Origin of the sequence: Streptantibioticus ferralitis (assembly GCF_029223525.1) — a bacterium.
In the GTDB taxonomy this organism is placed as follows: domain Bacteria; phylum Actinomycetota; class Actinomycetes; order Streptomycetales; family Streptomycetaceae; genus Streptantibioticus_A; species Streptantibioticus_A ferralitis.
Window position 1 is genome coordinate 233591 of the sequence record NZ_JARHTQ010000003.1, and the last position, 26337, is coordinate 259927.

Consider the following 26337-nt stretch of genomic DNA (forward strand, 5'->3'; position numbering starts at 1 on the left):
CATGGTCTCACCGTTGGAGGCGGTGCACGGCCCGGCCCCTTGAAGGGGGTTGTGGCGGAGGGTAGCTTCGGCGCGTGGTAAGCGCTTGCTATGTGGTGTCTCCCGGTGGAGAGGACTTCCCATGACGCGCAGGACCGTACGGATCGCCATGAACGGTGTCACCGGACGCATGGGCTACCGACAGCATCTTGCCCGCTCCATCCTCGCGATCCGCGAACAAGGCGGTCTGGAACTCGGCGACGGCACCACACTGTGGCCGGAACCGGTCCTGGTCGGCCGCCGCGAGCACGCCGTGAAGGCCATCGCCGACCGGCACGGGCTGGAGCACTGGACCACGGACCTGGACGCGGTCCTCGCCGACCCGTCGGTCGAGATCTACTTCGACGCCCAGGTGACCGCCGCCCGCGCCGCCGCGCTGCGCAAGGCCATCGCCGCCGGCAAGCACCTGTACTGCGAGAAGCCGACCGCGGCCAGCCTGCAAACCGCCCTGGAACTCGCCCGGTCGGCACAGGACGCCGGGATCAAGACCGGGGTCGTCCAGGACAAGATCTTCCTGCCCGGCCTGCGCAAGCTCAAGCGGCTGATCGACGGCGGGTTCTTCGGCCCGGTCCTCTCCGTGCGCGGCGAGTTCGGCTACTGGGTGTTCGAGGGCGACTGGCAGTCCGCCCAGCGCCCGTCGTGGAACTACCGTGCCGAGGACGGCGGCGGAATCACCATCGACATGTTTCCGCACTGGGAGTACGTGCTCCATGAACTCTTCGGACGGGTCACCTCGGTGCAGGCACTCGCCACCACCCACCTTCCCCGGCGCTGGGACGAGCACGGCAAACCGTTCACGGCGACCGCCGACGACGCGGCGTACGGCATCTTCCAGCTGGAAGGCGGTGCCGTGGCACAGATCAACTCCTCCTGGGCGGTGCGCGTCCACCGCGACGAACTCGTCGAGTTCCAGGTCGACGGCGTACACGGCTCCGCTGTCGCGGGCTTGCGCAACTGCCGTGTACAGCACCGCGGCACCACCCCCAAACCGGTGTGGAACCCCGACCTGCCCGCCACCGAGCCCTTCCGGGAGCAGTGGCAGGACGTCCCGGACAACGACGGATTCGACAACGGCTTCAAGGCGCAGTGGGAACTGTTCCTCCGCCATGTGGCGCTCGACGAACCATGGCGCTGGGACCTGCTGGCCGGCGCCCGCGGCGTCCAACTCGCCGAACTCGGCCTGCGCTCCTCAGCCGAAGGCCGCCGGCTCGACGTGCCGGAGCTGTCACTGTGATCCGACTGCCGGACGAGCACGGCGAGTTGCGCCCGTACGAACCCGGGCGTGCGCGATCCGCCGGGCACGGGCCCGGCCCCGCCCCGCGCAGCCGTGCGGTCTTCGCGGCCGCCCATGTCGTCGCCGATCCGTACCGCACCGCCGCGGACGCGGCCGCCGCCGTCGACTGGGACGCCACCCTCGCCTTCCGGCGCCATCTGTGGGCCCATGGCCTCGCGGTGGCCGAGGCGATGGACACGGCGCAGCGCGGCATGGGCCTGGACTGGCCGGGCGCGGCCGAGTTGATCCGCCGCTCCGCCGCCGAAGCGAAATCCTGCGGCGGCCGGATCGCCGCAGGCGTCGGCACCGACCAACTCATCACCCCCGCCCGTTCGTTGGCCGCCGTGACGGCCGCTTACACGGAACAACTCGCCGTCGCCGAGGACTGCGGCGCGCAGCCGGTCCTGATGGCCTCCCGGGCCCTCACCGCGCTCGCCCGCGGACCCGAGGACTATCTGGAGACCTACGGGCAGCTGCTGCGCCAGTGCGCCGGACCCGTGATCCTGCACTGGCTCGGCCCGATGTTCGACCCCGAGCTGACCGGCTACTGGGGCAGCACGGACCTCGACACGGCGACCGAGACCCTGCTGGCCGTGATCACGGCACACCCCGGCAAGGTCGACGGCGTCAAGGTCTCCCTCCTCGACGCACACCGCGAGATCGAGCTGCGCCGCCGCCTGCCGGACGGCGTGCGCTGCTACACCGGCGACGACTTCCACTACCCCGAACTGATCGAAGGTGACGAACAGGGCTTCAGCCACGCCCTGTTGGGCATCTTCGACCCGCTCGCACCGGTCGCCGCCGAGGCCGTACGCATCCTCGACACGGGGGACACCAAGGAGTTCCGGTCCCTGCTCGAACCGACCGTCGAGCTCTCCCGGCACCTCTTCCGCACCCCGACCCGTTTCTACAAGACGGGAGTGGTCTTCCTCGCCTGGCTCTACGGCCACCAGTCGCACTTCACCATGATCGGCGGACTGCAGTCCGCCCGCTCCCTCCCCCACCTCGCCCGCGCCTACGAACTCGCCGACCGGCTAGGCCTGTTCCCCGATCCAGACCTCGCGGCCTTCCGCATGGCCTCCCTTCTCGCCGTACATGGAGTCTCCCAGTGACCACTGACAATCGGGTGGGCGCGCACGGTCCGGCGGGCTTCGACGCGGGGGACCTCGCCCGGTTGAGCATCAACCAGCAGACCGTCCGGCAGTTGTCCATCCCGGAGCTGCTGCGCGGTTGCCGTGCGCTCGGCATCCCCGGGGTCGGGCTGTGGCGTGCCCCGGTGCAGGGCTTCGGCGTCGAACGCACCGCGAAGGCGGTACGGGACGCGGGCCTGACGATCACCTCGCTGTGCCGGGGCGGCTTCTTCACCACCCCTGATCCGCGACAGCGGGCCGCCGCGCTCGACGACAACCGGGCGGCGATCGACGAGGCGGCCACGCTGGGCACCCGCACCCTCGCCCTGGTCTGCGGTGGCCTCCCGGCCGGCAGCAAGGACCTGGCCGGAGCCCGTGAACGGGTCGCCGACGCGCTGGCACAGCTCGCGCCGTACGCGGCCGAGCGGGACGTACGACTGGCCGTCGAACCGCTGCACCCGATGTTCGCCGCCGACCGCTGCGTGGTGTCAACGCTCGCCCAGGCGCTGGACCTCGCGGAGCACTTCCCGGCGGAGCAGGTGGGCGTGGTGGTGGACGCGTACCACCTGTGGTGGGACGACCAGGTGCCCGCACAGCTGGTCCGCGCGGGTGCGGCCGACCGGATCGCGGCCTTCCAACTCGCCGACTGGGTCACACCGTTGCCCGAGGGCTGCCTGCTCGGCCGTGGTCAGCTCGGTGACGGCTGTGTCGATCTGCGTGGCTTCCGCGAGCGCGTCGACGCGGCCGGCTACCGCGGTCCCGTGGAGATCGAGATCTTCAACCAGACGCTGTGGGAGCGCCCGGGCGCGGAGGTGCTGGCGGAGATCGCCGGACGCTATCGCGAACATGTGCGATAGCCGCGCGGAATCGCCGGGCGCCGCGGACGCCACGGAAAGTTTCTCCGTCTCGCCGTGCAACCATCCGGCTACGTGGGGTGTCCTATACGTCGTCAGGTTCCCGAGGGGGGCTTCGGGGAGCCGATGAGGGGGGAACGCGGAGGGGTCCGGCCGAGGCCGGGCCCCTTTTGCCTTCAGGGCCGGGTCTTCTGCCATCGGGCCGCACCCCTACCGCGGGACTGGGGGAGCCACCCCGCTACAGCGCCGCCACCTCCGCTGCCGTGGGGTACGACTCCTGGGCCCCGGGGCGCGTGACCGCGGCCGCGCCGACCTTCACGGCGAACCGCACCGCCTCCGCCAGGTCGTCCCCGGCTCCCAACCGCCAGGCCAGCGCGCCGGTGAAGGCGTCGCCGGCGCCCGTGGTGTCCACGGCCCGCACCCGAGGGCTCGGAATGCGGACGGCGGTGCCGTCGCCCTGTGCGGCCAGGGCGCCCGCCGCGCCCAGCGTCACCACCACCGAGCGGGGCCCGCGGGTCAGCAGCGCCTTGGCCCAGGCCTCCGGAGTGCCTTCCGCGGCCGCCGGGTCATCGCGCAGCAGGAACCGTGCCTCGTGCTCGTTGACCACCAGCAGGTCGCAGGCGGCGAGCGTGTCGACGGGCAGCGGGGCGGGCGGGGACGGGTTGAGCACGACCCTGGTACCGGCCCGCCTCGCCGTGGCGACCGCTTCCGCCACGGTGTCCAGCGGGATTTCCAACTGCAGCGAGACCACCCGGGCCGCCGCCAGCAACTCTCCGGCCGCCCGCAGGTCGTCGGGCGTCAGACGTGCGTTGGCGCCGGGGGAGACCACGATGCTGTTGTCGCCGGAGGGATCCACCGTGATCAGCGCGACACCGGTGGGCGCGCCTCCGACGAGGACGCCGGAGGTGTCGACCCCCGAGGCGCGCTGGGTGTCCAGCAGCAGGCGGCCGTACGGGTCGTCGCCGACCCGCGCGAGCAGACCCGTGGTGGCGCCCAGCCGGGCGGCGGCGACGGCCTGGTTGGCGCCCTTGCCGCCCGGGTGGGTGGCCAGGTCGGAGCCGAGTACGGTCTCCCCGGCCGCTGGTCGGCGATCGACGGCGACCACCAGGTCGGCGTTGGCCGACCCGACGACCAGCAGATCGTAGCCGTGCATCCTTGAGCTCCTCACGTTGTCCACAGGCATCCGCGATCGGTTGTCCACAGGCCGGCCGGGCTGTCGGCGGCCGACGGTAACGTCGTATCAGTTCGTCGCCACGGAGGGAGGGCGGGTCGATGGGGGCTGGACAGAATGCCGCCGCAGGAGGGTTCCGGTTGACCGTCCTTGAGGGCGTGCTGGAGCGGATCACCTACGCGAACGAGGAGAACGGCTACACCGTGGCCCGGGTCGACACCGGCCGGGGCGCGGGTGACCTGCTGACCGTCGTCGGGGCGCTGCTGGGGGCGCAGCCGGGGGAGTCGCTGCGGATGGAAGGGCGTTGGGGCTCTCATCCGCAGTACGGCAAGCAGTTCACCGTTGAGAACTACACCACCGTCCTGCCCGCCACCATCCAGGGAATCCGGCGGTACCTCGGCTCAGGCCTGATCAAGGGCGTCGGCCCGAGGATCGCCGAGCGCATCGTCGAGCACTTCGGCACCGACACGCTGGATGTGATCGAGCAGGAGCCGAAGCGGCTCATCGAGGTTCCGGGGCTGGGCCCGAAACGCACCAAGAAGATCGCGGCGGCGTGGGAGGAGCAGAAGGCGATCAAGGAGGTGATGGTCTTCCTCCAGGGCGTCGGCGTCTCCACCTCCATCGCGGTGCGCATCTACAAGGAGTACGGCGACGCCTCGATCTCCGTGGTCCGGAACCAGCCGTACCGGCTGGCAGCCGATGTGTGGGGCATCGGCTTCCTCACCGCCGACAAGATCGCGCAGGCCGTGGGCATCCCGCACGACAGTCCGGACCGGGCCAAGGCCGGGTTGCAGTACGCCCTGTCGCAGGCCACCGACAACGGCAACTGCTTCCTGCCCGAGGAGCGGTTGATCGCCGACGCCGTGAAGCTGCTCCAGGTGGACACCGGGCTGGTCATCGACTGCCTGGGGGAGCTGGTCGCGGAGGAGGGCGTGGTACGCGAGCGGGTACCCGATCCGCAGGGAGGGGATCCGCTCGCGGCGGTCTATCTGGTGCCGTTCCATCGCGCCGAGATCTCGCTCGCCGGTCAGCTGCTGCGGCTGCTGCGTGGCTCGGAGGACCGGATGCCCGCCTTCCGCGACGTGGCCTGGGACAAGGCGCTGGCCTGGCTCAAGGACAGAACGGGCGCGGATCTGGCCCCCGAGCAGGAGCAGGCGGTGCGGTTGGCGCTCACCGAGAAGGTGGCGGTGCTGACCGGTGGCCCCGGCTGCGGCAAGTCGTTCACGGTGAAGTCGGTGGTGACGCTCGCCCGCGCCAAGCAGGCCAAGGTGCTGCTCGCCGCGCCCACCGGCCGTGCGGCCAAGCGGCTCGCCGAGCTGACCGGCGCCGAGGCGTCCACCGTGCACCGCCTGCTGGAGTTGAGACCCGGCGGCGACGCGGCGTATGACCGGGACCGGCCGCTCGACGCGGATCTGGTGGTGGTCGACGAGGCCTCCATGCTTGATCTGATCTTGGCGAACAAGCTGGTCAAAGCAGTGCCGCCGGGTGCCCATCTGCTGTTCGTGGGCGATGTGGACCAGCTGCCCAGCGTCGGCGCGGGCGAGGTGCTACGGGATCTGCTGGCCGAGGGCAGCCCGATTCCCGCGGTGCGGCTGACCCGGATCTTCCGGCAGGCGCAGCAGTCCGGTGTGGTCTCCAACGCACACCGGATCAACTCCGGTGTGCCGCCGATCACCCAGGGGCTCGCCGACTTCTTCCTGTTCGCCGAGGACGACACCGAGGAGGCCGGGCGGCTCACCGTGGACGTGGCGGCCCGGCGCATCCCGGCGAAGTTCGGGCTCGATCCACGCCGCGATGTGCAGGTGCTGGCCCCGATGCACCGCGGGCCCGCGGGCGCCGGCGCGCTCAACGGGCTGCTTCAGCAGGCGATCACCCCGGCCCGCCCCGATCTGCCGGAGCGCCGTTTCGGCGGCCGGGTCTTCCGGGTCGGCGACAAGGTCACCCAGATCCGGAACAACTACGAGAAGGGGGCCAACGGCGTCTTCAACGGCACGGTGGGTGTGGTGACCGCGCTCAGTACGGAGGAGCAGCGGCTTGTGGTGCGCACCGACGAGGACGAGGAGGTCGGGTACGACTTCGACGAGCTCGATGAGTTGGCCCATGCCTATGCCGTGACCATCCATCGCTCACAGGGCAGTGAGTATCCGGCCGTGGTGATCCCCGTCACCACGGGCGCGTGGATGATGTTGCAGCGCAATCTGCTCTATACCGCGGTTACCAGGGCAAAGCGCCTTGTGGTGCTGGTGGGGTCCCGTAAGGCCATAGGACAGGCGGTTCGTACCGTTTCCGCAGGCCGTCGTTGTACCGCCCTTGACCACCGGCTGATGGGCGCCCTCCGAGAGGGCTGACCGGGCAGCAGGACACCCCGGCTCGACGGAGTGATCCTGGGTGTTGAAGGGGTTCCAAGAGGAGGAAGATAGGCACTGCGTGCCACCTTTTGGCGTCTGGCTGACCCCGGGTGCACGTATGTGTGGCAAATGGGGGAAGGTATTAGCAGTCAGGGCACCTCGAAGAAGAGGCACAACGTCGGTGAGGGATGACGTGAGCGACAACTCTGTAGTACTGCGGTACGGGGACGGCGAGTACAGCTACCCGGTGGTCGAGAGCACCGTTGGTGACAAGGGCTTCGACATCGGCAAGCTGCGGGCCCAGACCGGGCTGGTCACCCTGGACAGCGGTTACGGGAACACCGCGGCCTACAAGTCCGCGATTACGTACCTCGACGGCGAGCAGGGGATCCTGCGCTACCGCGGCTACCCCATCGAGCAGATCGCCGAGCGCGGCACGTTCCTGGAGACCGCGTACCTGTTGATCAACGGTGAGCTTCCGACCGTTGACGAGCTCAGCTCCTTCAAGGGCGAGATCACCCAGCACACCCTGCTGCACGAGGACGTCAAACGGTTCTACGACGGCTTCCCGCGTGACGCGCACCCGATGGCGATGCTCTCCTCCGTGGTGAGCGCGCTGTCGACGTTCTATCAGGACAGCCACAACCCGTTCGACGAGACGCAGCGCAACCTGTCGACGATCCGGTTGCTCGCCAAGCTGCCGACGATCGCGGCCTACGCCTACAAGAAGTCGGTGGGTCAGCCGTTCGTCTACCCGCGTAACGACCTTGGCTATGTCGAGAACTTCCTTCGGATGACCTTCGCGGTCCCGGCGCAGGAGTACGAGCTCGACCCGGTCGTGGTGAACGCCCTGGACAAGCTGCTGATCCTGCACGCGGACCACGAGCAGAACTGCTCGACCTCCACGGTCCGCCTGGTCGGCTCCTCGCAGGCCAACATGTTCGCCTCGATCTCCGCCGGTATCAACGCGCTGTGGGGTCCGCTGCACGGCGGTGCCAACCAGTCGGTGCTGGAGATGCTGGAGAGCATCCAGGCCAACGGCGGCGACGTCGACTCCTTCATCCGCAAGGTGAAGAACAAGGAGGACGGTGTCAAGCTCATGGGCTTCGGACACCGTGTCTACAAGAACTTCGACCCGCGGGCCAGGATCATCAAGGCGGCGGCGCACGATGTGCTCTCCGCCCTCGGCAAGTCCGACGAACTGCTCGACATCGCCCTCAAGCTAGAAGAGCACGCCCTTAGCGATGACTACTTCGTGAGCCGCAAGCTCTACCCGAACGTGGACTTCTACACCGGTCTGATCTACCGGGCAATGGGCTTCCCCACCGAGATGTTCACCGTCCTGTTCGCGCTCGGCCGCCTCCCCGGCTGGATCGCCCAGTGGCACGAGATGATCAAGGAGCCGGGCTCCCGCATCGGCCGCCCCCGCCAGATCTACACCGGCATCGAACTTCGCGACTACGTGCCGGTCGAAGCCCGCTAAGCCACCAGCGGCCTCGGCCGCGGGCGCTGCGGACACTCCTCGTCGAGCGGTCGCCGCGATCCCTGCTCCTCGTCGCTTCCGGCAGCGGCGCGCTCCGGGGCCGGAAGCCGCTGATGTCACTGCGGCTCGCTTACCAGCGAACACATAAAGGCAGCCCGGCGACGAGCGAACACAAAATGCGCAGAGCGAGCGCCCCGCGCCGGATCCCCCCACGGGTCCGGCGCGGGGCGCTCTGGGTCCCGGAAGCGGATCCCCCCACGGGTCCGTACCGGGCGTTCGGATGAGCGCCGAGCGTGATGCGCCATGCCGGGACGAAACAGTCCGGGAGGGCCGCTCAAGCTCTCCGGGCTTCGCCCCGGCCACGCGGGCCTGCCGTCCCCCAAGACGGCCTGCCCCACATCGTCACCGAGTCCGCCGGGAGCCCGGTGATCGATCGGTTAGACCAACGACCCCCCTCCATGGTTACGTTGCCATGAGTGTGATCTAGGTCTCCCCTGATCGTCGCGGTACTCGGGGGCAAATAGGCACGGGCTACGCCAGATGCACGACGTTTGTCGACACCGCCCCCTGCGCCGAAGCCCGGTTGGCCATCGCGTAGCGTTAAACGCCCAGTCAGCAGCGGGTGTTGGGGCGGGCGGAACGAAATGGTGCGGAACGAGACGGACGGTATGGCGGGCGGGGCGCCCAGGACCGTCGTGGTCACCGGCGGTGGTACGGGCATCGGGCGGGCGGTGGCCGCGCGGTTCGCCGGGGCCGGTGACGATGTGGTGATCGTCGGGCGGCGCCGTGAGGTGCTGCGGTCCACCGCGGACGCGCTCTCCGCCGAGTACGGCCGTACCGTCACCCCCCTCGCCTGCGATCTGGCCGACCCGGACGATGTGGAGGCGGCGCTGGGGCGGCTGCCGGACCGCATCGACGTCCTGGTCAACAACGCGGGCAGCCGCGAGGTCCCGGCGGGCGCCGGGCCGCACGCGGTACTGGCCCGCTGGCGCGGTGACTTCGAACGCAACGTACTGACCGCCGTGCTGCTCACCGAGTCGGTACGGGACCGGCTCACCCCGGAGCGCGGCAGGGTGATCACCGTGACCTCGCTCGCGGCGCTGCGCGGTGGCGGTTCGTACGGCGCGTCAAAGGCCGCGCTGCACGCCTGGAACCATTCGCTGGCCGCCCAGCTCGGCCCGCAGGGCGTGACCTGCAACATCGTGGCGCCGGGTACGGTCGCGGGCACCGAGTTCTTCGGTGCGCGGCTCAACGAAGCGGAGCTGACCCGGCGGGCCGGGCGGACACTGGTCGGTCGGGTCGGTCGGCCGACCGATGTCGCGGCCGCGGTGGTGTTCCTGGCCTCTCCGGACGCCGGGTTCATCGCCGGCGAGATCCTCCAGTGCAACGGCGGCGAGCTGCTCGGTCGTTGACGCCGCTGGCTGGCGTGGCGCATACGGAGGGCCCCGGACCTGCGTGCGGTCCCGGGCCCGGTGGCCGGTGCGTCAGGCGCGGCCGGTGAGTTCGTATCCCGCCTCGTCGACCGCGCCGCGTACGGCCTCGTCGTCCAGCGGTGCGGTGGCGGTCACCGAGACCTGTCCGGTCTTGGCGTCGGCTTCGACGGCGGTGACGCCGGGCAGCGCGGAGAGTTCACCGCTGATCGCCTTCTCACAGTGGCCGCAGCTCATACCGGAAACGGTGTAGACGACAGTGGCGGTGTCGGAGTTGATGGCGGTCATGGACGTCCTCCCGGGGATGCGTGTCCGGTATCGCAGGGGAGACGTATGCCGACTCCCGTACCTTCGGAACCATATACCCCCCGCGGGTATGCCGGTCGGGTGGGTGGGCTCCCGTGTGTCACCGGGGCGCTGGGTGCGCCAGCGGGGAGGACGCCACGCCAGCTGATGGATCCTCCTGCGGGTGGATGCCGGGTCGCCCGCTCCTACGCCGTACAGAGCAGGTGTTGTCGTACTGGCGGATGGATTCCCCCGGAGACCTGCTGGATTCACCGGAACGCGATTGCCCGGGCGTTGAGCCGCCTGGCACTGTCGTCATAGGTCTGGGCTACATCCCGGGGCGGGGCTGTTCAAGGAACCGGGGCCGACGCCGGGGGCCGATACCCGGAATGAGGGACGGCGGGATGAGCGTTTCATCGATTGTGTCGGCACTGGACTCGCTGGACTTCACGTCCGCGCTGTCACAGCACATGGCGGGCAACATGCTGTGGGCTTATGTCCTGTTGGCGCTGACCACGGCTCCGCCGCTGGTGCCGAATTCCGCTCTGCTGGTGACCGGCGGCGTCCTCGCCGCCAGCGGGCAGCTGAACATCTCCCTGGTCCTGCTGGTGGTCGCCGGTTCCGCACTCGCCGGTGATCTGGTCATCCACCGCACCGGCCGCGCCGTGAGCGGCCGGGTCCGGGCGCGGCTGTACCGCCGTCGCAAGCGCGGGCAGCTGCTGGAGTGGGCGGCGGGCCGGATACAGCGCTACGGGATCCCGTTCGTCATCGGCTGCCGATTCCTGCCGAGCGGCCGGGTGATCGGCGGGCTGGCGGCCGGGATCGTGCGGTACCCCTCGCGCCGCTTCCTGATCGGCGCCGCGGTCGCGGAGGCCCTGTGGGCCACGTACTCCGTCGGCATCGGCTACCTCGGTGGCGAGGCCACCGGGAACTCGCTCTACGCGATGGGGCTCGGCCTGGGCGTCTCGCTCGGCGTCGCGACGTTGGGCGGCCTGGTGCAGCTCGCCGCCCGCCGCCGCCACAGCCGGATGTCGTCGCAGGCGGAACTGGTCATCGGTGCCGACACCGATGACCCGGCGCCCTCCCGCACCCCCGCGATCGAGGGACCGGCCGCGTTCGAGGGATCGGCCGCCTTCGAGGGACCGGCGCCGGACGCCGCCCGCAGCTGATCAACGCGCTGGCCGGGCATGGCCGTTGGGCGTCAAGCGGTCGGGGCCTCGGTGCCGCCCATCCGTGCCGAGATCGCCCGCAGCGCCTCGGCCAGGTCATGTGCCGAAGGCGCGCTGTCCGGATCGATCATCCACTGCACCATCACGCCGTTCAGTAGCGCGTAGTAGAACGAGCCGACCGTACGCAGCTCCTCCTCGCCAAGCGCGCTCTCCTCAACTCCCAGGAACAGCGCGGCCATCCCCGAACGCGCCTGCCGCAACCCCTCGGTGAGGAACGCGCGCACCTCGGGCAGCCGGTCGATCTGCGTGAAGCTCTCGTAGCTGGCGGCCCAGATGGGCCGTTGCTCGGCAAGGGAGTCGATCATCCGGGTCCAGATCGCGACGAAGCGCTCGACCGGCGTCGCGCCGGGGTCGACTTCGGACGCCAGCGCCGTGCGCAGTTCATCGCCCCACTCCTCGACCGTCTGCATCAGCGCCGCGTTCAGCAACGCCTCCTTGGAGCCGTAGTGGTAGCCGATGGAGGCCAGGTTGGTCCCCGAAGCCGCCACGATGTCGCGTGCGGTGGTGCGCGCGTACCCCTTCTCCCGCAGGCAGCGCTTGGCGCCCTCCAGCAGATCTTCGCGATGTCCCATGGCTCGATCGTAGCCCTGATTCTGACGCACGTCCTATACGAACGCGTAAGACGCTTGTATAGTTTTCTGTGGGGGTACAACGCGGCGGCGGCGCCAGAGTCCTGACGCCGCCGTGCCGCGTGGCCCTGCGCCACGCTCACCCATCTCGGTTTCTTCGTGACCGGTTGCCCGGTCGTCTGGAGGTCCACAGTCGGATGGTGTCCGCATACCAGTACGGCTTGCCGCACTCCACGACGTCCGGCGGCGGCAGCAGGCCGTGTTTGCGATACGAGCGCACGGTGTCGGTGCGCACACGAATATGCGCGGCGATGTCCGCGTACGACCACAGGGTTCGGTCCGGCATCTCTCGCACCTCCCACAGAGGCAGAGCCACATCGGGCAGTGGCTGTTGAGCAGCCACTCTGTGTCCGGAGAACGACACCACCCGCCACCGGGCAGGCCCTGTGGACCACCTGTGACGGAGAACCGGCGCAATGGTGACAATCGTGTCGAGAGTGAGAAATGCCGTCAGGGCCGGGTGCGGCCACCGCTACCAGTGGCGGCCGGTTGGCAGGTCGGTCGACTGCGGTGCGCTCAGGTGCAGTACTTGGTAACGGAGGTCACCGTCCGCCTGCGGCGCGGAGTGCTCCCAGAGGGTGAAGCGGACCAACTCCCAGTGCCGGGGGTCGATGGCGAGTGCCGAGGAATGCACTCCGGGGGCGGCCGCGTGCTCTCGTAGCGCGTCGAGTTCGCGGGCGACGAGCGAGGTGGGGCCGAGGTGCGGCGGCACGGGCTCGGTGTGGCGGGTCGCGGCGTGCGGGGTGCTGGCGAAGGCGGGCCCACGCTCGTAGCCGACACCGGTCCAGTGCTCCACCGCCGGCCGCCCGAAGTCGTTCACGATGCCGTGGAATCCGCCGCCGCCCCACAGGAACCGGTTCATGGCGTCGATGGAGTGCCACAGGTAGAAGGGCGCGTACTGGTTGACCGGCGAGCCGTCCTCCCGCTCACGGACCAGATACGCCTTCAACCCCAGGCCGGGGAAGGCGTCAAGGGCTGCTCCCCGGGTTTTGACGCGGTGCCTGATGATCCCCATGTCGTAGTCGGCGGGCAGCGTGATCTGGTACTGCATGGCGTACATGGCGGTCCGAACTCCCCTGGTGTGCCTAGTGGTTGGCTGACGCGAGCAGCGCGAGCACGCCGGTGACGGCCTGTTCGAAGGGCCTGACGGAGTCCGCGGCGCGGGCCAGCACGTATCCGCCCTGCAAGGTGGCCGCGATGGTGGCGGCGGTGGCCGCCGGGTCCAGCGCCGCGTTGAACTCGCCGCGCGACTGGCCTTCGGCGACGACCTCGGCGAGCCGCCGCCGCAGCCAGTCGAAGAGCTCGTCCAGCGGCGCGCGCAGTTCGGGGCTGGCGATGATGTCCGGGTCCATGGTCAGGCGCCCGACCGGGCAGCCGCGCAGCACATCGCGCTCGCGGCGCAGATACCCGGTGATCCGCTCCAGGGCGGTGCCGGGCGCCGACAGCAAGGCGTCCGCCGTCATCCGCATCTGCTCGACGGTCCGCCGTACGGCGGCCAGCGCGAGATCGGACTTGCCGCTGAAGTGGTGGTACATGCTCCCCTGGCCCGCTCCGGCGCGCTGCAGGATCGCCTTCGGGCTGGTGCCCACGTAGCCGCGCTCCCAGAGCAGCTCGCGGGTGCTCTCGATCAACCGGTCCGCCGTGTCCATGAGGTGACTGTACATACCAGTAGTTACAATTTCCAGCCGAACGGCCGCCCCCAAGGTCTACGGGGCCACGACCGCTACGGGCCTACGGCGCCGGGACGACGGTGGCGGCCGCCGGATCGGCCGCCTCCACGGCGCGCACCAGCGGGGCGAGCTCGGGGACCCGCGCCGCCTCGTCGAGCGCCTCGCGCAGCGCGGCGTCGTTGGTGGGCCGGGCCGCGTCGAGCAGCGCCCGCCCGGCCTCGGTGACCTCGGTGTAGATGCCGCGCCGGTCGTCGGGGCACAGGTAGCGGGTGAGCAGCCCCTGGTCCTCCAGCTTGTTGACCACGCGCGTGGTGGCGCTCTGGCTGAGCACCACGGCGTTCGCCAGTTGCTGCATCCGCATGTGGTGGCCCTGCTGGCGGCTGAGTACGCGGAGCACGGAGTACTCGGTGACGCCGAGGCCATGGGTGAACTGCGGCGCCCGCTCGATACGGCCCGCGATACGGGAGTGCAGCGCGGCCAGCGCGCACCAGCCCTGGGCCAGGGCCTCCGCGGTCTCCTGCGGCGCTGTCGCCGGCTGGCCCGGGTGTTGTTCCGACCGGTCCGGCTGGGACATCGCGCCTCCTCGCAGCGTACGTCCTGCCCCGCGTAGAACTGTCGGCCGGGGGGCAGCGGCTCGTGCAACAACCCGCGTACGCGGGTCGCGCGGCACGGCCCGCCCGGCCCTCGGAACCACCGACGATCCCGAGGAGAAGCAGACATGCTCCCGGCGCTCTCCACCGCGGCGATCAGGGTCCCGGATCGCACAGCACCGTGGGTTCTCCCGTACCCCGCGGGTGCGGCCTGCCAGCTGAGCATGGCGTCACCGGTTGACCCCCCGGTCCCCGGGACGCTTGCTTCGACGCCACGATGGCATGCGCGACGCCCCCGCGTATTGGAAGAATCCGCACCCGCGCCCCTGCCACCCGCGACGGAGGCGTCCGAGCGCCGTTCCGGCCAGGATCCCCGGACCGGCCGCAGCCCCCGCCACCCCTACATCCCCCTACGCCCCGAAGCCGCGCGCGGACGCGCGCACGGCGCCCTCATCCCGCCAGTACGACGCTGGTCACCTCGCCCGCCAAGCGGTCGACCGTCGGCGGCCCGGCGATTGCCCGCAACCCCGCGCGTTCGGCGACGAACGCGCGGGGCGTACGGCCGGTCATGGTCTTGAACTCGCCGTTGAAGTGAGCCTGGTCGTAGAAGCCGCAGACGGCGGCCGTCCGCGCGGCAGGTAGGCCGGCGGCCAGCAGACGCAGGGCGTGCTGGAGGCGCAGTACCCGGGCCGCCGCCTTCGGGCCCAGGCCGATCTGCTCGCGGAAGCGGTTCTCCAACTGCCGTACGCCCCAACCGACATCGGTGGCCAGTTGGCGCACCGGCATCGTCCCCTCTGTACGGCACAACTGGGCCCATGCGGTCGCGATGCGGGGTGAGCTGGTCGGCCCGGACGACGACCAGTTGAGCAGTACCGCATCGAGCAGGGCGAAACGGCGCCCCCAACTCGGTGTCGCGGACAGCGCTTCGGTCAGTTGGGCGAAGCGGCGGCCGAGTAAGTCGCCCGGGTCCACGGTCCGGTCAGCCAGCTCGTGCATCGGCACACCGAAGAGCGTGAAGGCCGTCCATGGCGCCAGCAGCACCTCGATGCCATGGAGCCGCCCGTCGTGCTCGCCCAGTGACGCCCGGGTGTGCAGGCCCGAAAGGCAGGCCTCGAACATCGCGGGCGGGGCGGTGGGGCCGGTGATCCGCAGCCGGTGACCGAGGCCGATGACCAGGGTGACCACTCCGACCGGCGCCTCCCATCGCCGTCGTGGACGTTCCATTGCGAGCCGGAAGCCGCGATAGGCGATCACCCCCGGCCGCAGCCGCGGATGCGGGAACGCGGACGCCGTCTCCCAAGTGCCCGTGGAACTCGCCTGGTACCGCACCGCCTGGTACATCCGGTGTCCCCTCCGTGCGCTCCGTAACTCCACCGACACCGCGCCGTCTTCACACCAGCAAGCCACCAATGCGCTCGCTCCGCAGGTCGATTGACGGAACCGTTGCCTCGCGGACACACCGCGCCCGGCAGCCGGGAAGGACCGCCTGCCCGGGCCTGCCGTAAGGCCCAACTCGCATAAGCGTGCGACGTCAAGTGATTTTTGACATCGTCCGAACGGGTGATCGAGTAGTCCCGGCCACCAGGCAGAACGACCGATCCCAGGTGGTCCAGTCGGGCCCCGTCCGGGTGGCGGGGGCAAAGCTAGGGGTACCCCCTAGATCACCCGTTCTGCTAGACATGGAGCCAGGCCGAGGAGTTCGTGTGGATTGCCGGACAGGCAACGACGCCTCGCAGCGGCATGCCGTAGAGGGGCTCCGCAGGGACGACCACGTTCGGCCGCAGTCGGGGAACCACAGGAAAGAGTTTCGGTGCAGTGGGTGAACTCCAGGACGTCAGCCGTTGGATACGCCGTTTCCACCCTGCCGAGGAAAGCGGAGTACGTCTCGTCTGCCTGCCGCACGCCGGCGGGTCGGCACCCTTCTACTTCCCGATGTCTCGCGCGCTCGCTCCCGCGGTAGACGTCCTGTCATTGCAGTACCCAGGACGCCAGGACCGTCGCACGGACCGGGCCATCGAGAACATCGGTGAGTACGCCGACGCGATCGCCACTGAACTGAAGCCGTGGTTGGACCGTCCGACCGCGCTGTTCGGCCACAGCATGGGAGCGATTCTCGCCTTCGAGGTGACCCGGCGTCTGGAACGCGATCTCGACTTCGTTCCGCTCGTTGTCTTCGCCTCCGGTCGACGGGCTCCGTCCCGGCACCGCGATGAGAATGTGCACCGCCGTGACGACGACGGCATCGTGAAGGAGATGCGGCTGTTGAGTGGCACCGACTCGGAGATCCTCGGCAATGAGGAGATCCTGCGCATGGTGCTACCGGCAATCCGCAGCGACTACACGGCCATTGAGAACTACCGGGTGGAGCCCGGCGCATCGGTACGCGCCCCGATCACCGTGCTGACCGGCGACAGCGATCCCCGGACCAGCCTGGACGAGGCGCAGGCCTGGCGCGAGCACACCAGCGGAGCGTTTGACATCCATGCTTTCCCGGGCGGCCACTTCTTCTTGGCCAATCATCAGCAGCAGATCGTCAAGATCGTGTCTGCGGCGCTCACATCCCGCGGCGCAGCACTCTCCTAGGGAAACGCAGGAGGCCGGGCTGACCACCGGCCTCCCGAACCGTCCGAATCCGATGCGCACCCACCACCCCGCGGTGCACTGAGAATTCGGCGGAAAACCACGATCTGACGAACTGATCCGACGCTATGTGCGGCCCGTGAACCCGTAAAGGTTCCGATTTACGCGCATTGCCGTGACGTCAACTCATGCGCGGCCCGGCGTACTGCGAATCGGGGGAAATTGTGTCACTATCCGCCAAGCTGGTCGAGCGCGACGCCCACATGGCCGCGCTGAAGGAACTACTGCACAGCGCGATGAACGGCCGGGGCCGTGTCGCCTTGGTTAGCGGTGCGGTAGCAAGTGGGAAAACGGAACTGCTGGACAGCTTTACCGAGCAGGCGATCGAGGAAGGCGCGCTGCTGCTCGACGCCACCGGTTCGCGTGCTGAACGCTCGCTCCCGTTCGGGATACTGAGAAAGATATTCGACCACCCGTCGATATCGCCGCAGGTGCGTTCCGACGCGATCAGGATGTTGGACGAGGCGGCCGCCGAGTCGGCGCCGCACGCCCGAATGCGGGCCATGCCCTTCGCCTCCTGGGCACTGCTGCAACTCGCCAGAGAGCAAACGGTCGTTATCGCCATCGACGATGTGCACTACGCCGACGACCACTCCCTGCAGTTCCTGCTCTATCTGGCCCGACGGGTGCGGCAGGCGCGCATCCTCATCGCGCTGACCGAGGCCACCAGGCTGCGTCAGGAGCAGCTGGCGTTCCACGCCGAACTGCTGCGGCAACCGCACTGCAGCCGTGTGCACTTGAGCATGCTCTCCCTGAAGGGCACGGCGGGTGTCCTGGCCGGCCACTTCGCGCCCTCGACGGCGTCCCGGCTCGCCCCGGAATGCCATGAGATCACCGGCGGCAACCCGCTGCTGCTTCGGGCGCTGCTGGAGGACTGCCAGGGCGCCGCCGACCGCAACGAACCGTTCCAGCGCATCGCACCGTCCGAAACCTTCTCGCAGGCGGTGCGCGACTGTCTGCACCGCGGCGAGCCGGAAATGCTGACCGTGGCCCGAGGCATCGCCGTACTGGGTAACGTCGGTTCAACCGCCCTGCTCAGCCGGGTACTGGACATCCACGCCGAGGCGGCGGAGCAGGGCATCCAGGACCTCAGCCGGTGCGCCGTCCTGGACGGCGACGCCTTCCGCGACGCCTCGGCACGCGACGCCGTACTGGCGGCGACACCGGCGGCGACCCTGTCAGCGCTGCATCTGCGCGCCGCCCAACTGCTGCACAAGGACGGCGCCAGCGCACTCGACGTGGCCCGGCACCTGCTCGCCTCCGACCAGGACGTCGAGTCGGCCATGGTGCCCGTCCTCCAGGAGGCGGCGGAGTACGCCCTGGTCGACGACGACATCGAGTTCGCGCTGAGCTGCCTCGAACTCGCCTACGGCGCCTGCACGGAGAGCGCCACGCGGGCCGCGATCAAGGCAAAGCTCGTCAGCGTCGTATGGCGGAGCTGCCCGGCAGCCGCCGAGAAGCACCTGCCGCAGCTGACCGCCGAACTGGAACCAGGACGGCTGCCGCGCCGCTACCTGGCGATGTCGATGTCGTATCTGGCGTGGTCAGGACAGCTGGACAACGCGGCCGACGTGGTCCTTGAACTCCAGTCACGTACCGGACAGCAGCCCGGCAACGACGAGGCGGCACTGGAGGCCGCCCGCCGCTGGCTCGCCATGATCAGCCCGCCGCTTGAGTCGGTCTTCCCGGAGTCCGGGATCAGCCGAGCGATGACGCAGGGCGGCGCCTGCGGAACCGTGGGCGACGCCCACACCCAGGCCGCGTCCGCCATTTCCGCTTCGCTCGCCGACGGCCTGGGTGACACCGCCGTCGCCGAGTCGCAGCGGGTACTCCAGCGCTACCGGCTCAGTGACAGCACCCTCCAGCCGCTGGTCTTCGCGCTGCTGGCGCTGCTCTACGCGGACCGCGCCGACCTCGCGCTCGCCTGGTGCGAGCGGCTGCTCGGCGAGTGCTCGGCCCGCCGCGCGCCCGCCTGGCACGCACTGCTGTCCGCGGTACGGGCGGAGATCGCGCTGCGCCAGGGAGACCTGCCGGGCGCCGCGCACAACGCCCGCTCCGCGATGTCGCTGATCTCGCTGCAGAGCTGGGGAGTGCTCATCGCTCTCCCGCTGAGCACCCTGGTCCAGGCCGAGACCGCCATGGGCAGGCACGACGAGGCGATGGCCCTCCTCGAACAGCCGGTCCCCGCCGCGCTGTTCCGGACCCTGCCGGGACTGCACTACCTGCGGGCAAGAGGCCGCAGCCATCTGGCGACCGGCCGCTACCACGCCGCCCTGGAGGACTTCCTCGCCTGCGGGCGCCTGATGGAGGAGTGGGGCGTGGACGCCCCCGAACTGGTGCCGTGGCGGATCGACGCCGCCGAGGCCTGGCTCGCCCTGGACGAGGCCGGGCAGGCCAAGTCCCTCGCCGAACGACAGCCACTGCGCGGCGGCTCCGGCAGCAGCCGGACGCGGGGCGCCCAACTGCTCGTGCTGGCCCGCACCGTGGAGCTCAAGCGCCGTCTGAACATGCTCAAGGAAGCGGTCGAGATCCTGGAGGGCGGCGACGACCGGCTGCAGCTGGCCGCCGCGTTGGGCGAGTTGGGCAACGGCTACCGTGCGCTCGGCGAGTTCAACCGGGCGCGCCTGCTGGTGCGCAAGGCATGGCACGTGGCCAAGGCGTGCGGCGCCGAGCCGTTGTGCCAGCAGCTGATCCCCGGCGACGCGGACGGTGAGGCCACCACCACGGGCCAGGCCGATGTGTCACGGGAGGCGGAGGCGCTCACCGAGGCCGAGTCGAGGGTGGCGGTGCTTGCCGCACACGGGCACACCAACCGAGAGATCGCCACCAAGCTGTATGTGACGGTGAGCACCGTGGAGCAGCATCTCACCCGGATATACCGCAAGCTGAAGGTCAAACGCCGCCGGGACCTCCCGTCGAAGCTCGCCGAGAGCAGCCTGGCGGGGATCGCCTAGGCGGCGGGCACTTCGGGGCCGCTGGGGCCGGGGTTGCTTCGGAGCGCCGGTCCGTGCCGCGGGGGTGTTCGCCGTCGCGGCGTGGCAGTGCCGAGGCAGGCCCCGGCATCCCAGGCCTGTGGGGTTCGTCGGTTGAGGCTGGTTCGGACCACCGGTCCACGCCGTGGGGGCTGTTCGCCGTCGGGCGGGACTTCTTGGGCAAGCCCCCGGCGCCCCCGGACCGGGGGCGGGCCACCCGCATGCGCGGCATCGGGGGGCAAGCCCGTCACGTCTTCGAGTTCGGCGGGTTCGCTCCAGGAAATCCCGCCGCACGCAGGGGGTTTGGGGGCTTGCCCCGCAAGAAGATGCCGCCGCGACGGCGAGTAACCCCCGTGGCGTGGACCGGCGGTCGTACGACTACCGCGGACACCCCAACCACACGCCCTCCTGACGGCGGCCAAGCCGCCGTCAGGACAGCAGGCCGCGCTCCAGCGCCGTGATGACCGCGGCGGTCCGGTCCGACACATCCAGCTTCCGGTACGCCCGCAGCAGATGGGTCTTCACCGTCGCCTCGCCGATGAACAGCTTCCTGCCGATCTCCGCATTGGTCAGCCCCTGACTGACCAGGCGCAACACCTCGACCTCCCGATCGGACAGCGGCGGTACGTCCACCGCCCTCGCCCGGAACAGCTTGGTCGCCAGGGACGGCGTCAGCACCGTCTCGCCGCGGGCCGCCGCCTGGACCGCGTTGATGAGGTCCATCCGGGAACTGCCCTTCAGCAGGTACCCGGCCGCACCCGCCTCCACGGCACGCAGGATGTCGGCGTCGCTCTCGTAGGTGGTGACGATGACGACCTTGCTGCGTGGCGACTCACGCAGGATGTGCCCTGTGGCGTCCACCCCGTCCATACCGCCCATCCGCAGGTCCAGCAGCACGATGTCGGGCATGAGGCGGGCCGCGAGGGCCACCGCCTCCTCACCGGAACCGGCCTGCCCGACGACGGTGATGCCCTCGGCGGACTCCAGCATGGCGCACAGGCCTTCCCGTACCACCGGGTGGTCGTCGGCCAGCAGGACCCTGATCGCGGTCTCGTCGCTCACGTTCTCATCCCTCGCCGGTCGGCTCCACGGGCACCGTCACCTCGATGGTCGTGCCCTGGCCGGGGCGGCTTCTGACGGCCGCCGCCCCGTTGATCTCCCGTGCCCTGGCCTGCATACCGCGCAGTCCGAAGCCCCCGCCGTCCCGCGGTACGGGCTGCTCCTGGAAGCCCTCACCGTCGTCCCGCACCAGTAGGCGGACGGTGGCTTCCTCGTACACCAGGACCACGTCCACGTTCCGGGCCTGCCTGGCGTGCTTGCGCACGTTCGCGAAGGCTTCCTGGACCGACCGCAGCAGGACCACGCTGACCGCCATCGGCAGCGGCCGATCCGCGCCCTGCACCGAGCACCGCACCGTCAGCCCGGTCTCCGCGACCAGACCGTCCGCCTGCCGCCGTACCGCCTGCACCAGCGAGCTCTCCCGCAGCGCCGGAGGGGTGAGCGCCGCAACGAACTCCCGCGCCTCGACGAGGCTGTCCTTCGCCACCCGCCCCGCCAGGCCCAGGTGCTGACGGGCCAGCTCCGGTGCGCCCGTCACTTCCGACTCCGCGGCCTGCACAAGGCTGATGATGCTGGTCAGGCCCTGCGCCAGGGTGTCGTGGATCTCCCGTGCCAGCCGCTCGCGCTCGGCGGAGATCCCGGCCTCATGGGACAGCCGGGCCAGCTGCTCGCGACTGCGCCGAAGCTCGTCGATCAGCTCGCCGCGCTCCCTGCTCTGCCGCACGACCCGGATGATCCACAGCCCCAGCAGCACGGACAGCGCGATGCCGAGCAGTGAGGTGGGCAGCACGGAGCCAATGTCCCCACCGGTCAGCCAGACGACCGTCACCGGCATGAGGTTGGCCAGTAAGACGACCGCGATCGCCGACGAGGTGGACAGCGCCATCATCAGCATCGGCACGACGGCGAACAGCGCGAAGGAGCCCGAGATGTCGAACGTGGTGGCCACCGCGAACAGCAGGAACAGACCCACTCCGAACACGATGTTCCGTCGGCTGACGCTCCGGTGGACGGTGTTGTGGAGCATCAGGCTCCGGCCGAGCGCCGCGTACCACGGGACCGCCAGCGTCAACGCGCCGATGGCGACGGCACGGCGCACCTGGTCGCCGTTGGTGGTGAACAGCAGCACGGTGGTGACGGCGTAACTGATCGCGAAGTACCCGTCCCACAGGCCGAACCAGCGGTTCCCCGCCTCGGGGGCCTGGTCCTCGTCCTGGTCCACCGCGTTCACCTGGGTGTTCACCGGGGTGTGAGTGCGCACAGCACAAGTCCTACCACCCTTCGGTGTCCGCTTGTCCACCGGTCGGTGGACAGCCGGTCCAACCGTTCAGTCGTCCCGGCGGAACGGGTCGCTCTCATAACGTTGAGTGCAGTGGCGCAGGGAATGGCGCCGGACCAGGGAAGGCCTCAGTCTCATGAGCCCGTTTTTGACCGCGCTCATCGCCAGCGCGACGATCCTCACCATCATCCTGGCGACCGACCTCGGCCGCAGGCGCGTCACCAACATGCGGATGCTGCGGTCGCTGCTCGCGGTCGGCATCGTCATCGCGCTCTTCGTACACTCCCTGCCGACCGACGGCAATGACGTATCGCTGCAACTCGTCGGCATCGGCGTCGGTGCCATCTGCGGACTGATCGCGGGTGCCTTGCTCCCCGCCCACCGGGACCCGGCCAGCGGCGAGATCTACACCACCGGCGGCATCGGATACGCTCTGCTCTGGCTCGTACTGTCCAGCACGCGCGTCCTGTTCGCCTACGGGACCGAGCACTGGTTCAGCCAGGGAATCATCAAGTTCAGCATCGACTACAAGCTCAGCGGGCAGGACGTCTACGCGAACGCCTTCGTCTTCATGTCGCTGGCGATGGTGCTGGCCCGTTCCGCGGTGCTGCTGACCCGGCGCCGCAAGCTACTGGCCCAGGGCGCCACTGCCGCCGCCCCGCAGGCCGAGGCTGTCCGCACCCGCTAACTGCCCAGCGTCAAGCGTTGGTTGGAACGCTCAAGGGGAAGCAGTGGAAAGCATGAATGATGTGAGGCTCCGTCCGCCTCGTAATCGCGTCGAGCGCCGCGCCGTCGCCTGGTGGACCACGCAGTCGTCGATCTTCGCGCTGCCGCTGCCGATCGTGTTCGCGGTGCTCTACCTGTTCATTCCGCCCGCCAGGACCTGGTTCGGCTGGTGCCTGGTGGCCACCTTGGTCCCCGGACTCGCCTACATGCTCGTCATGCCCGCCTGGCGCTACCGGGTCCACCGCTGGGAGACCACCAACGAGGCGGTGTACGCCTCGTCCGGGTGGTTGTGGCAGCGGTGGCGCGTGGTGCCGCTGTCCCGGATCCAGACCGTGGACACGCTGCGCGGCCCGATACAGCAGATGTTCAGGCTCTCCGGGATCACCGTGACCACCGCGTCGGCTTCCGGTGCCGTCAAGATCAAGGGCTTGGACCACCGTGTCGCCGCCGACGTGGTGGACCACCTGACCAGGTACACCCAGGCGACGCCGGGAGACGCGACATGACCTCCGGCGCCGCGGTGCGGCACCGGACAGACGCCGCGACCCCCGAATGGGAGCGGCTCAACGGCCGCCTGATCCTGGTCCACGCCAGTCTGCTGGCCGCCCCGCTGGCCTCATGGGCGGCCACGCTGGTGGCCACCGGCGGCAAGCTCAACCTGCAGGCCCTGATCACCCTGGGCTCGCTGCTCATCACCTTCCTGGTGGTGACCAGCATCGGCCTGATGCGGTACTTCACCACCCGCTACCGCATCACCGACGACCGGATCGAGCTGCGGTCCGGACTGCTGTTCCGCAGCCAGCGCGCGATACGGCTGGACCGCATCCGCAGCGTCGACCTGACCGCCAACCCGGTCCACCGCGTCTTCGGACTCACCTCGCTGCGGATCGGCACCGGCGAACAGACCTACTCCGCGGGCCGCAAGCTCACCCTGGACGGCGTCAGCAAGGCCCAGGCCGCCGAACTGCGGCAGCGGCTGCTCAGCCGCCGGGACGCGGTGCTCGGCCAGGCGGCGGTCGAGGACGACGGCCTGATCGCCGACCTGGACTGGTCCTGGATCCGCTACGCGCCCCTGACCATCTGGGGCGTGGGCGGTGTGCTGGCTGCCGTCGGCACCGTGTACCGCACACTGCACGAGATGAAGGTCGACCCGCTGCAACTCGGGTTCGTCAAGGCCATCGAGAACCACTACGGATCCGTGCCCCTGTGGTTCGGCATCCTGGTCACCCTGCTGATCGTGGTGGTGCTCGGCGCCATCTTCTCGACCGCCACCTTCACCGAGGGCTGGTACGGCTACCGCCTGGAGCGGGAGGACGCGGGCACCTTCCGGGTACTGCGCGGACTGTTCGTCACCCGCTCCGTCACCATCGAGGAACGGCGGCTGCGCGGTGTGGAGTTGGGCGAGACGATGTTCCTGCGCTGGGCAGGCGGCGCCCGCCTCAACGCGGTGGCCAGCGGCCTTGGTGACCGGGACGAGAACCGCAAGCGCCGGATGCTCACGCCCCCGGTGCCCCGCGCCGAGGCGCTCCGTGTCGCCGCCGACGTACTGTCCGAGGACGAGTCCCCGACGTCCCTGACCGACCTCAGGCACCACCCGCGGATCGCCCTACGACGGCGGATCAACCGCGGACTGACCGTGACGGCCCTGATCGTGATCCCGCTGGCCGGCCTCGGCCTGTGGCTGTCCACCACGCTGCTCTACGCGGCCGGAGTCACCGCCCTGATCCTGGTACCGGTCAGCGTGGCACTGGCGTACGACGCCTACCGCACCCTCGGCCACGGAATGCGCGGCCGCTACCTGGTGACCCGCTCGGGCACCTTCGCGCACCGTACGGTGGCGCTGCAGCGGGAAGGCATCATCGGCTGGAACATCTCCCGGTCGTTCTTCCAACGCCGCGCCGGGCTGCTGACCTTGGGCGCCACCACGGCGGCCGGTGAGCACTGCTACAAGGTCCGGGACGTGACCGTGACCGACGGACTGTCCTTCGCCGAAGAAGCCGTGCCGCACCTGCTCACCCCGTTCCTTGAGCGGGGAACGTCCCACCGGCGGGACCGCAGGCGCCGCTGATCCCCACACAGACCAACTGTCCCAACCCCCGAGAAGTGGGGGGCGACCTGACCAGTCGCCCCCCACTTCTGATTGCCTGCCGCTAGATGTGTGCCGTGTGCCGGTGCGCACGGATCAACCCGCGGCCAGCTCCTCCAACCGCGCCACGATCGACGCCGGAGTCGGCATCGCAGTGATCTCCTCACGCACCTCCTGGGCGGCGGTGCGCAGCTTCTCGTCGGACACCAACTGCTGCAGCAGCGCCACATCGAGATCGGCGGCCGCGCCGCTGATCCCGGCGCCCCGGTCGTGCACCGCCGTCGCGTTGACGAAGCGGTCCGCGCCGTCCGGCAGGATGATCTGCGGGATACCGGCGTTCAGCGCCGCCAGCGTGGTGCCCGCACCGCCGTGGTGCACGGCGCCGACGCAGGTCTGCAGCAGCACGGTCAGCGGCACCCACCCCACGACCCTTACGTTCGCCGGAAGTTCACCCAGGGCGCCGGTGTCGACGTCGCCGAGGGCCAGTACGAACTCCGCGTCCACCGAGGGCGCCGCGGCCAGCAGGCGCTGGACCGGCCCAAGACCGGTGACATGCACCGACGCCGTACCCAACGTCACCCCGATGCGCGGCCGCTCCGGCTTGTCCAGCACCCAATCCGGCAGCACCGCACCGCTGTTGTACGGCACCGGGCGCATCGACCAGCTGTACGGCTCGGCCTCCACCATGCTCGGCGGCGCGATGTCGATGGTGCGCACCTGCTCGGGCACGCTCTCCACGCCGTGCCGGCGCATGGTCTCGGTCAGTTGCGCGACGGTCATCGTGCGGATGTCGCCGCCGCGGGCGAAGCCGAAGTTGTGCTGTACCGCGGGCACACCGAGCTTCTGCGCGGCGATCAGTGCGGAGACGAAGATCTGCTCGTAGACGATCACGTCCGGGCGGAACGCCTCGGCAGTGCGCACGATGCCGTCCGTCAGATGGTCGTTGAGGTGTGCGAAGAGCTGGATACCGGCCATCGGGTCCGGTCCCTCGGGGTTGCGAACCCGCACCAGCAGGTCCGGCACGGTCTCCTGGAAGAAGCTTTCCATGTCGAGACCGGGTGCGACATCAGCCACATGCAGCCCGGCGTTGGCCACTTCCAGACCGTAGCAACCGGTGGCCACCAGCACCTCATGACCGGCCGCCCGCAGCGCCCACTGCAGCGGAACCGTGGGGAAAACATGGCCGATGGCCGGATAGGAGACGAACAGCACGCGCATCAGTACGCGCCCCTTTCGGACTGCGCGAAATGCAGTCGATATTCTTGACTTTTCCTGCTTGCCAAGCGCATTCTCATCGAGTCCCCTGAAGCCCGTCAAGGCGCCTGTCAAGGCTCAACGGATAGGGGTGAATAGGGGGTTTGGAGGGGTTACTTAAGGGCTGTGCTCCATGACAGGCTGCGAAATGGTCGTTGGATTCTGTCTGTCACGGTAATGGAGCGCGTTG

23 protein-coding genes are annotated in these 26337 nt (G+C 69.7%); 12 read left to right on the forward strand and 11 right to left on the reverse strand.

The features are described 5' to 3' along the window. Window positions 1-121: 121 nt before the first annotated feature. Genes P2L57_RS06765 through P2L57_RS06775 form a run of 3 tightly spaced genes read left to right on the forward strand, consistent with a single transcriptional unit; the run spans window position 122 to window position 3299 of the window. Window positions 122-1273: a Gfo/Idh/MocA family protein gene (locus P2L57_RS06765; RefSeq protein WP_275809826.1), complete on the forward strand. Its 1152-nt coding sequence runs from the start codon at window positions 122-124 to the stop codon at window positions 1271-1273. Continuing rightward, entirely contained in the window at window positions 1270-2424 is a 1155-nt protein-coding gene (locus tag P2L57_RS06770; RefSeq protein ID WP_275809828.1) for a dihydrodipicolinate synthase family protein, read from the forward strand. Before P2L57_RS06765 ends, P2L57_RS06770 begins: the two co-directional genes overlap by 4 nt. Then, window positions 2421-3299: a sugar phosphate isomerase/epimerase family protein gene (locus P2L57_RS06775; RefSeq protein ID WP_372515625.1), complete on the forward strand. Its 879-nt coding sequence runs from the start codon at window positions 2421-2423 to the stop codon at window positions 3297-3299. The genes P2L57_RS06770 and P2L57_RS06775 overlap by 4 nt, the downstream gene beginning before the upstream one ends. 235 nt (window positions 3300-3534) lie before the next feature. Here P2L57_RS06775 and rbsK read toward each other — a convergent pair whose 3' ends face one another. Further along, a complete protein-coding gene (gene rbsK, locus P2L57_RS06780; protein ID WP_275809831.1) occupies window positions 3535-4449 on the reverse strand; it encodes a ribokinase in 915 nt (304 codons plus the stop codon). Between the two features lie 119 nt (window positions 4450-4568). Between rbsK and recD2 the strand changes: the two genes are divergently transcribed. The 3 genes from recD2 (at window position 4569) to P2L57_RS06795 (ending at window position 9710) form a co-directional block, all read left to right on the forward strand. Beyond that, a complete protein-coding gene (recD2, locus tag P2L57_RS06785; protein WP_275809834.1) occupies window positions 4569-6815 on the forward strand; it encodes an SF1B family DNA helicase RecD2 in 2247 nt (748 codons plus the stop codon). A 193-nt stretch (window positions 6816-7008) separates the two neighbouring features. After that, window positions 7009-8298 carry a citrate synthase gene (locus P2L57_RS06790; RefSeq protein WP_275809837.1) on the forward strand — a complete coding sequence of 430 codons (1290 nt, stop codon included), beginning with the start codon at window positions 7009-7011 and terminating at the stop codon, window positions 8296-8298. 644 nt (window positions 8299-8942) lie between these two features. Next, complete coding sequence (locus P2L57_RS06795) at window positions 8943-9710, forward strand: SDR family NAD(P)-dependent oxidoreductase (protein WP_275809840.1); 768 nt, start codon at window positions 8943-8945, stop codon at window positions 9708-9710. Window positions 9711-9782: 72 nt separating this feature from the next. On the opposite strand, the gene P2L57_RS06800 is transcribed toward P2L57_RS06795, so the two are convergent. Then, a complete protein-coding gene (locus tag P2L57_RS06800) occupies window positions 9783-10016 on the reverse strand; it encodes a heavy-metal-associated domain-containing protein (RefSeq protein ID WP_275809843.1) in 234 nt (77 codons plus the stop codon). A 401-nt stretch (window positions 10017-10417) separates the two neighbouring features. On the opposite strand from P2L57_RS06800, the gene P2L57_RS06805 reads away from it, so the two are divergent. Continuing rightward, window positions 10418-11182 (forward strand): DedA family protein, encoded by a 765-nt coding sequence (locus P2L57_RS06805; RefSeq protein ID WP_275809846.1) that lies wholly within the window; start codon window positions 10418-10420, stop codon window positions 11180-11182. A gap of 32 nt (window positions 11183-11214) precedes the next feature. On the opposite strand, the gene P2L57_RS06810 is transcribed toward P2L57_RS06805, so the two are convergent. From P2L57_RS06810 to P2L57_RS06835, 6 genes are all read right to left on the reverse strand, one after another. Then, window positions 11215-11814, reverse strand: a complete 600-nt coding sequence (locus P2L57_RS06810; RefSeq protein ID WP_275809849.1) for a TetR/AcrR family transcriptional regulator — start codon at window positions 11812-11814, stop codon at window positions 11215-11217. A 136-nt stretch (window positions 11815-11950) separates the two neighbouring features. Beyond that, window positions 11951-12157 carry a MarR family transcriptional regulator gene (locus P2L57_RS06815; protein WP_275809852.1) on the reverse strand — a complete coding sequence of 69 codons (207 nt, stop codon included), beginning with the start codon at window positions 12155-12157 and terminating at the stop codon, window positions 11951-11953. Window positions 12158-12343: 186 nt separating this feature from the next. Next, window positions 12344-12931, reverse strand: coding sequence for a DUF4865 family protein (locus P2L57_RS06820; RefSeq protein WP_275809854.1), 588 nt, complete (start codon window positions 12929-12931; stop codon window positions 12344-12346). Between the two features lie 25 nt (window positions 12932-12956). Beyond that, window positions 12957-13520, reverse strand: coding sequence for a TetR/AcrR family transcriptional regulator (locus P2L57_RS06825; protein ID WP_275809857.1), 564 nt, complete (start codon window positions 13518-13520; stop codon window positions 12957-12959). Between the two features lie 82 nt (window positions 13521-13602). Further along, window positions 13603-14115 carry a MarR family winged helix-turn-helix transcriptional regulator gene (locus tag P2L57_RS06830; RefSeq protein WP_275809860.1) on the reverse strand — a complete coding sequence of 171 codons (513 nt, stop codon included), beginning with the start codon at window positions 14113-14115 and terminating at the stop codon, window positions 13603-13605. Between the two features lie 466 nt (window positions 14116-14581). Then, window positions 14582-15472, reverse strand: a complete 891-nt coding sequence (locus P2L57_RS06835) for an AraC family transcriptional regulator (protein WP_275809862.1) — start codon at window positions 15470-15472, stop codon at window positions 14582-14584. 474 nt (window positions 15473-15946) lie between these two features. Between P2L57_RS06835 and P2L57_RS06840 the strand changes: the two genes are divergently transcribed. Both P2L57_RS06840 and P2L57_RS06845 read left to right on the forward strand, forming a co-directional pair. Beyond that, complete coding sequence (locus tag P2L57_RS06840) at window positions 15947-16714, forward strand: thioesterase II family protein (RefSeq protein WP_275809866.1); 768 nt, start codon at window positions 15947-15949, stop codon at window positions 16712-16714. Window positions 16715-16935: 221 nt separating this feature from the next. Next, window positions 16936-19725, forward strand: a complete 2790-nt coding sequence (locus tag P2L57_RS06845) for a helix-turn-helix transcriptional regulator (protein ID WP_275809869.1) — start codon at window positions 16936-16938, stop codon at window positions 19723-19725. Between the two features lie 447 nt (window positions 19726-20172). Here the strand turns inward: P2L57_RS06845 and P2L57_RS06850 are convergent, their stop codons facing one another. Further along, window positions 20173-20805: a response regulator gene (locus P2L57_RS06850; RefSeq protein ID WP_275809871.1), complete on the reverse strand. Its 633-nt coding sequence runs from the start codon at window positions 20803-20805 to the stop codon at window positions 20173-20175. A 4-nt stretch (window positions 20806-20809) separates the two neighbouring features. After that, window positions 20810-22063: a sensor histidine kinase gene (locus P2L57_RS06855; protein WP_275809874.1), complete on the reverse strand. Its 1254-nt coding sequence runs from the start codon at window positions 22061-22063 to the stop codon at window positions 20810-20812. 154 nt (window positions 22064-22217) lie between these two features. On the opposite strand from P2L57_RS06855, the gene P2L57_RS06860 reads away from it, so the two are divergent. From P2L57_RS06860 to P2L57_RS06870, 3 genes are read left to right on the forward strand one after another with little or no spacing between them, the layout of a single operon-like run. Next, window positions 22218-22769 (forward strand): hypothetical protein, encoded by a 552-nt coding sequence (locus P2L57_RS06860; protein ID WP_275809877.1) that lies wholly within the window; start codon window positions 22218-22220, stop codon window positions 22767-22769. A gap of 52 nt (window positions 22770-22821) precedes the next feature. Then, window positions 22822-23313: a PH domain-containing protein gene (locus P2L57_RS06865; protein WP_275809880.1), complete on the forward strand. Its 492-nt coding sequence runs from the start codon at window positions 22822-22824 to the stop codon at window positions 23311-23313. Further along, window positions 23310-24875 (forward strand): PH domain-containing protein, encoded by a 1566-nt coding sequence (locus tag P2L57_RS06870; RefSeq protein WP_275809883.1) that lies wholly within the window; start codon window positions 23310-23312, stop codon window positions 24873-24875. Before P2L57_RS06865 ends, P2L57_RS06870 begins: the two co-directional genes overlap by 4 nt. 114 nt (window positions 24876-24989) lie before the next feature. Here the strand turns inward: P2L57_RS06870 and P2L57_RS06875 are convergent, their stop codons facing one another. Continuing rightward, complete coding sequence (locus tag P2L57_RS06875) at window positions 24990-26111, reverse strand: nucleotide disphospho-sugar-binding domain-containing protein (RefSeq protein WP_275809886.1); 1122 nt, start codon at window positions 26109-26111, stop codon at window positions 24990-24992. Window positions 26112-26337: the final 226 nt, after the last annotated feature.